This window comes from Streptomyces rhizosphaerihabitans (assembly GCF_025399795.1).
Taxonomy (GTDB): Bacteria; Actinomycetota; Actinomycetes; order Streptomycetales; family Streptomycetaceae; genus Streptomyces; species Streptomyces rhizosphaerihabitans.
Window position 1 is genome coordinate 24,876 of record NZ_JAODTZ010000076.1, and the last position, 7,435, is coordinate 32,310.

Sequence of the window (7,435 nt, forward strand, 5' to 3'; positions counted from 1 at the left end):
ACCCGAAGAAGCCCCGCGGTGCGCGGGCTGAAGCCCCGCGTGCCCCGTGACGCGCGGCCGAGGCCCTGCGCACTCCGTGACGCGCGGGCGAAGCCGTGCCGCCCCGTGACCCGCGGGCCGAAACGGTGCAGGCTCCGGGGCGCGCGGGCGCGGGCCCGGCGGAAGGGTCGGGCAGGCCCTGGCTAGAGCAGTGACGGCACCTCGACCGCGGAGACGGAACGCGCGGCTCGTTCCAGGGCACTGGCGAGCAGGGCCAGGTCGGTCGGTCCGTTGCCCAGCTCGCGGACCGGGCGGCGGGCCGGCGGGTCGCCCATGCGGTGCCACTCCAGGGGGACGACCGTGGGGCGGAGCGTGGCCGTACGGGGAATGCGTCCCGTGACCCGCCCGCCCTGGAACGGTGTCTCCCGGCCGTCCGGACGGAGCAGCCGGCCCCGCCCGGGGGCGGGTTCCTCGGGCCCGGGCAGCGGTGCGTCGAGGGTGACGCGCAGCGCGGCGGAACGCGCCAGTTCCGACGCCGCGGTACGGCCGCCGACGCCGGACGCCGCCACGAGGTGCACCCCGAGCCGGTCCCCTTCCCGGGCGACAGCCTCCAGCGCCCGTACGACCGAACCGGCCGCCGGGCGTCCAGGGGACCCGAGAGGCGGTGACAGCAGGGCGTCCAGGTCGTCGACGACCACGATCAGACGGGCCAGCGGCGGCCCCGGTTCGGTCCGCTGCCGCGCGGCGGCGGGCCGCAGCCGCAGCGTCGAACTGGGCGGCGAGTCGAGATCGGAGGCGCCCAGGGAGGAGGTCGCGTTCGACGAGGGCCCCGCCGAGCGCTGGGCCACGATCCGGCCGGGCACGGTCCGCCCGGCGTGCCACTCCGCGAAGCCGAGCCGGCCCAGCAGCTCGGACCGCCGCTTCAGCTCGGCACTCAGCGACTGGGCGAACTCCCGCATCCGCACAGGGTCGTTGGCCGTGAGGTGAGTGGTGACATGCGGCAGGTCCGTGCAGGCCTGAAGTCCTTCCCCGCCGTTCGCCGCGCCATGGCCTCCCGTGCCGTCGCGCCCGTCCATCAGGACTATTCCGAGCCGGTCGGGCCGCTCGGCGGCGGCGAGGGACGCGGCGACCGAGCGGAGCAGTTCCGTACGGCCGCTGCCGGGCGGCCCCTCGATCAGCAGGTGCGGGCCCTCGACGGGCAGGTCGACGGCGACGGGGCCGCGCGGGCCCGCGCCGAGCACGGCCCGCGCCCGTCCGCCGAACGCCTCGCTGTCGTCCGCGGCGTCCGCCCAACGCGCCATCAGGGAGGCGGGAGTGGCTCGCGCCAGCCCCAACTCGTCGAGCAGGCGCGCCATCTGGGGCAAGGGCGCGGACACGCGCGTGTGCCGGTCCCCGAGCGCTCCGTCCGTCCGCAGCGGCGCGAGGGACCGGGCGAACCGCTCGGCCCAGGGGAGGGACACGGCGTCCACGGCGGCGACGGTGCCGTGTCCCACGGGGCCGCGCGGCAGCTGTCCGGCCGTGGCGGAGGACGTACGGCCCGTGCGTGGCGCGGTGGCGTCGGCGGGTCCGGCACCTCCTCCGGGACCCGTTCGCCTCGCGACTGCGGGGTGAGGGATGCCCGTGTGGGTGGATCCGTCGTGCCGGGGACCGGAGTGCGCCGGGGCGGTGTGCGCGGGCCCGGAGCGCGGTGATCCGGTGCGCGCGGGCCCGGCGCTGTCGAGTCCGCCGTGCGGGGAGCCGGTCTGGAGGGACCCGGTGTGCGGTGCGCCCCGCGGGGTGCGCTCGCCGGAACCGCCCGGTGCCACCCGCATCAGCCGCAGTGCCGTGGCCACGTCCCCGCTGAGCAGCGCCACCGCCCCGCACTCGCGGAAGGCCGGCGAGGCCTCGCAGGCCGCTTCGTACGTCTCCGTCACCGGCGACGCGGGCGACGCCGCAGGGGTCTCGGCGAGACACACGAGATGGATGCCGGCCCGCGAGCCCTCGTGCGCGAGGCGCATCACGGCCTCCCGTACGTCGGCGCCGCCGGGGTCCCCGTCCACGACGACCACCGTGAACGGACCGTCGTAGCCGTCGTCCGTGCCGTCTTCCCGTGCCCAGGAGGGCCGCCGCACCACGCCCCGGAGGCCGTCGTCGCCGACCGGGGCGACGCGCTCGCCGTTGTCGTGCGTCCCGGACCGGGCGGCCGGAACCGTCGCGCCGGCGCTCCTGGGCAGCGGGCCGCGGCCCGGTGTGCCCTCCGCCTCCGCGAGGTGGTCCTCCAGGCGGCGCAGGAGTTCGTCCGTGCGCGCCGCCGCCTGCTCTCGGTCGTACGCGAGAAGGAGACGGCAGTCCTGGCCGTGGGCGGGGCGCAGATGGGGGAGCCAGCCGAGCCAGGACCACTCGGCGCTGCGCTCCTCCACCGTGCGGGCCCGGTCGGTGCTGATGAGGACGATTTCCAGGGTGTCGGGGGAGTGCAGCGCGGCGAGCTGCGCGACGACCGCGCGGGCCAGCCCCGCGAGACGCGCCCGCGGTCCGGCCAGGCCCAGTGAGCCGGCCTCCCGCAGCCCGGCGGTCACCGGTACCGCGGGGAGCAGGCCCGAGCCGTCCGGCGCCGTCCGGTCGGCCGTGCCCAGACGCACCGTCAGCGCCTCGGGGTGTCCGGGGCCCCGCTCCCACAGCCGGGGACCCGGCCCCAGCGCGGTGAGCAGCAGGGTCGCCGGGTCGGGCCAGCTGTCGGGCGACCGCCGCACGGCGGGAAGAACTTCCTCCACCGCGACGGCTGCGTCCTCGTGCATCTCCTGTGTGGTTCCGGCCGGGCCTCCGCGGCCGCCGGCCAGACGCCGGGCCCACGCACCGATGCCGCCCCGCCTGCGCACCCCCGGTGGAATGTCCGTGCCCCGCGTCGGCGTGCCTTTGCGTGCACCCGGGATGCCCACGCCGAGGGTGCCGGACGCGTCGCCGGCCCCGGGGCCGAAGCTCCCCGCGGCCGCGGCCTCCGTCCCGGGCCGTCCGCCGGAAGTCTCCCCGGGTCCGCCGGGGCGACCCGCCCCGCGTGTGGACGCGCCGGGGCCGGAATCGCGGCCCTCCGCCGCCGCGCCCCGCGGCCTGCTCTCGATCCGGGGTGCCCCGCCCTGCTCCGGCACGGCCGGGGGCACCGCCCGTCCGTGCTCCAGCGCTCCGGGTACGCCGCCACCGGAGGCCCCCCACTCCGCGGTCCCGTAGGCGTGATGCGTCTCGCCCACCGGCGGAAGGGCGCCTCCCCGCGCGAGGGAGGCGCTCTCGCCGCGCGCGTGGGGCACGGCACCGCGCGGCTGCGGCGGACCCGGCGGGGAACTCGGCGGCGAGGAGGAGGACGCGTTCGGCCCCGTGGCGGAGGAGCCGCCCCGCGAGACCTCCGCGGGGGAGCCGTCCGTGGTCGCGGCGGCGGTGTCCGGCCGGGCGGCGGTGCCGGCGCGCCCCGGGTCGCCGTGCCCGTCGAACCCACCGTCCCCGGCGGGACCGGCCTCGGCCGACCCGGCCCGCACCCTTACATGGCCTTCGCCGTCCGGCGCCGTCTCCAGGACGGCCGGACCGCCCGGCGGGGCGAGCCGCAGGGCGGACTCGCCGACCCGCAGCAGAGCGCCCTCGGTGAAGAGGACCGGGCGGCCGCCGACGCGGGAGCCGTCGAGCGTCGTGCCGTTCGTGGAGCCGATGTCGGCGACCGAGACACGGCCCTCGGGGGTGACGGTGACCGCGCAGTGCAGGCGGGACACGTCCGGGTCGTCCAGGGGCACGTCGGCGTCCGCGGAGCGGCCGATGCGGATCTGGCCGCCGTGCAGCAGGTGCACGCCGCCGGCGTCGGGCCCCGCGACCACGTGGAGCTGGGCCGAGACGTCGTCCAGGTCGGGACCGGGCTCGGCGGGTGCGCCCAGACAGAGCACGGCGCCGTCGGTCAGCGGTGGCTCGCCGAGTGTGCAGCGCTGGGCGTCGAGCCGCTCCGCACCCGCGTAGAGCACGATCTGGCCCCCGCCGGGCTCACGGCCCCGCTCGCCCTGGGAGGTGCCCCCGCTTCCCCCGACCGCCGCGGCCAGCCCCGACGCGACCGCGGCCAGCGCCGTCCCGGCGGGCGCGGTGACCAGCACATCGCAGGCCGTGGCTCGCCCCCGCGGCTCCGATGACGGGCCCAGCGGGTCTACGACGGTCAGCCGGATCTGCATCGCCGTCAGGGGTCCCTTCCGCGCAGGTGCCCGCGACGAGGACGAGGCTGTGCTGCGGTCCCCCACCGCAGATTCCCCCACCGCACACGGGCACAACGGCCAGTACTGGAGGCATCCTCGCACCTGCCACCGACAACACGCCCGCCCCCCACCCGCAAGTGATCTTGATTGGTCGGCTCTGCCCGCAAAAGTGCCTGACCAGTGCCCGGCCGGTGTCCGCTTGAGATCGGTCACGCCCGGCCCCGGCAACCAAGCGACCGGAGTGAGCGTCTTTCTGTCGAACACGAGAGAGCGACTTTCCGCGGACCGTCGAACGCAGACGGCAACGCATACGTAAGCGCTTATGCGGACCACAGGTACGCATGGGACCTATGGGAAAGCACACGAGGAGGACAGCGCTGTGCCGGGCAGGGCGGCACTACAGTGGGTCGGAAACTCCTGTACCACGGTGATCACGGTGGACGGACCAGGCAAGCAAGCAACAGGGAGCGCATGACGTGCGGCCGGTAGGGAGCAAGTACCTCCTTGAGGAGCCGCTGGGGCGCGGCGCCACAGGCACGGTCTGGCGAGCCCGCCAGCGGGAGACCGCGGGCGCCGAGGCGGCCGTCGCCGGGCAGCCCGGCGAGACCGTGGCGATCAAGGTTCTCAAGGAAGAGCTCGCCAGCGACGCCGACATCGTGATGCGGTTCCTCCGTGAGCGGTCGGTGCTGCTGCGCCTGACCCACCCGAACATCGTGCGCGTACGCGACCTCGTCGTCGAAGGCGATCTCCTCGCCCTCGTCATGGACCTGGTCGACGGCCCCGACCTGCACCGCTACCTGCGCGAGAACGGGCCGTTCTCGCCCGTCGCCGCCGCTCTCCTCACCGCCCAGGTCGCCGACGCGCTCGCCGCCAGCCACGCCGACGGCGTCGTGCACCGCGACCTGAAGCCCGCGAACGTCCTGCTCAAGCAGGACGCCGGCGGGATGCACCCGATGCTGACCGACTTCGGCATCGCGCGGCTCGCCGATTCCCCCGGCCTCACCCGCACCCACGAATTCGTCGGCACGCCCGCGTATGTCGCCCCGGAGTCCGCGGAGGGGCGCCCGCAGACGTCCGCCGTCGACATCTACGGCGCGGGCATCCTGATGTACGAGCTGGTCACCGGGCGTCCGCCGTTCGCCGGCGGGTCCGCCCTCGAAGTGCTGCACCAGCATCTGAGCGCCGAACCGCGCCGCCCCTCGACCGTCCCGGACCCGCTGTGGACGGTCATAGAGCGCTGCCTGCGCAAGAACCCGGACGAACGGCCCAGCGCCGAGAACCTCGCGCGCGGACTGCGTGCCGTCGCCGCGGGTGTCGGGGTGCACGCGAACGCCGCGCAGATCGCAGCGGCCGAGGGCGTGGGCGCCCTGCTCGCCCCCGACCCGGCCCCGGCGCCCGTTCCCGGCATGCCCGGCGCGGCCGACCCCACGCAGGTGCTGCCCCAGGGCGCCGCCTCCTACGACCCGTACGGCGCGACGAGCGTGCTGCCGCACACCTCCGGCGCGGCCGACCCGACCGCCGTGCTGCCGAACATGCCGCAGCACCAGCCGGGCGGACAGCCCGGCCAGAGCGAGGACCCGCACCCCTGGCAGAACCAGCTGCGCGCGGCCCGTGACCGCAACGAACAGACGCAGGTCCAGTACCTCGACCCGAACGAGGACCCGCTGCGCCGCCGCCCCCAGCGGCAGGTCGCACGACCGCAGCAGCAGCCCCAGCAACAGCGTCCGCAGCGCGGGCAGCAGCCGCCGCCCGGATACGGATATCCGCAGCAGCAGCAACAGCAGCAGTACGCGCCGCAGCAGCAGCCGCAGCGCTACGCCCCCGAGCCGCAGCGGCAGTCCCAGCCGCAGCGCTACGCGCCCGAGCCGCAGCGGCCCCAGCAGCCCGCGCCGCGGCAGCCGCGCGAGCCCCGTCAGCGCAGCTCCAACCCCATGAAGATCCCGGGGCTCGGCTGCCTCAAGGGGTGCCTGTTCACGATCGTCATCCTGTTCGTCGCCGGCTGGCTGGTCTGGGAATTCAGCCCCCTTCAGCACTGGATCGGCTCCACCAGGAGTTTCTGGGGCGAGGTGACCCACACGTACGACCAGGTCAGCAGCTGGATCGGGGATCTCGGCTCGAACACCCACTCGAACAACTGACTCTGGGGATTTGTCGATACCTGACGGGTGATTTCGGTCTCGGGAGTGAAGGTTGGCTCCGCGGGCGCGTACTTTAAGCGGCAACACGCGTCTGTAGGAGCAGTCTTGGCACGCAAGATCGGCAGCAGGTACACCGCGCACCAGATCCTGGGGCGGGGGAGCGCCGGCACGGTGTGGCTGGGCGAGGGACCCGAGGGGCCCGTCGCCATCAAGCTGCTGCGCGAGGACCTCGCGTCCGACCAGGAGCTGGTGGGGCGCTTCGTGCAGGAGCGCACCGCACTGCTCGGTCTCGACGATCCCCACGTGGTGGCGGTGCGCGACCTGGTGGTGGACGGCAACGACCTCGCCCTCGTCATGGACCTCGTACGGGGCACCGACCTGCGCACCCGGCTCGACCGGGAGCGGCGGCTCGCCCCCGAGGCCGCGGTCGCGATCGTCGCCGACGTCGCGGACGGACTCGCCGCCGCACACGCCGCCGGGGTCGTCCACCGCGATGTGAAGCCCGAGAACGTCCTGCTCGACATGCAGGGCCCGCTCGGGCCCGGCGGCTCCCACCCGGCCCTCCTGACCGACTTCGGTGTGGCCAAGCTCATCGACTCGCCGCGCCGGACCCGGGTCACGAAGATCATCGGCACGCCGGACTACCTGGCACCCGAGATCATCGAGGGCCTGCCGCCGCGCGCCGCCGTAGACATCTACGCCCTGGCGACCGTGCTCTACGAGCTGCTCGCCGGGTTCACGCCCTTCGGGGGCGGACACCCCGGCGCTGTCCTGCGCCGGCATGTGACGGAGACCGTGGTCCCGCTCCCGGGCATCCCGGACGAGCTGTGGCAGCTGATCGTGCAGTGCCTGGCCAAGGCGCCCGCGTCCCGGCTGCGGGCGTCCGAGATGGGGGCACGGCTGCGGGAACAGCTGCCGCTGCTGGCCGGGATGCCGCCGCTGGACGTGGACTCCCCGGACGCGGAGTCCGCGGACGGGGACGACGAGTACGAGGAGACCGCGGAGCCGCCCGCGCCCGCCGCGGCGCGCGAGCGGCGCGGGGCCGTACCCCTGGTGCCGGGGGCCGCGCCCGACTCGAACCGTGACACGCACACCTCGATGCGGGTGCCGGCGCCCGACGAG

The 7,435-nt window shown here is 75.6% G+C and carries 3 protein-coding genes; 2 read left to right on the forward strand and 1 reads right to left on the reverse strand.

Annotation, left to right across the window (positions count from 1 at the left end):
- Positions 1–182: 182 nt before the first annotated feature.
- Positions 183–4,154 (reverse strand): FHA domain-containing protein, encoded by a 3,972-nt coding sequence (locus tag N4G66_RS41410; protein WP_261709474.1) that lies wholly within the window; start codon positions 4,152–4,154, stop codon positions 183–185.
- A 497-nt stretch (positions 4,155–4,651) separates the two neighbouring features.
- On the opposite strand from N4G66_RS41410, the gene N4G66_RS41415 reads away from it, so the two are divergent.
- The gene (locus N4G66_RS41415; RefSeq protein ID WP_261709475.1) at positions 4,652–6,313 is read left to right on the forward strand and encodes a serine/threonine-protein kinase; all 1,662 of its coding nucleotides are present in this window, start codon (positions 4,652–4,654) and stop codon (positions 6,311–6,313) included.
- A gap of 105 nt (positions 6,314–6,418) precedes the next feature.
- Positions 6,419–7,435, forward strand: a 1,017-nt coding sequence (locus N4G66_RS41420; RefSeq protein WP_261709476.1) for a serine/threonine-protein kinase, incomplete at its 3' end; no start/stop codon positions are given.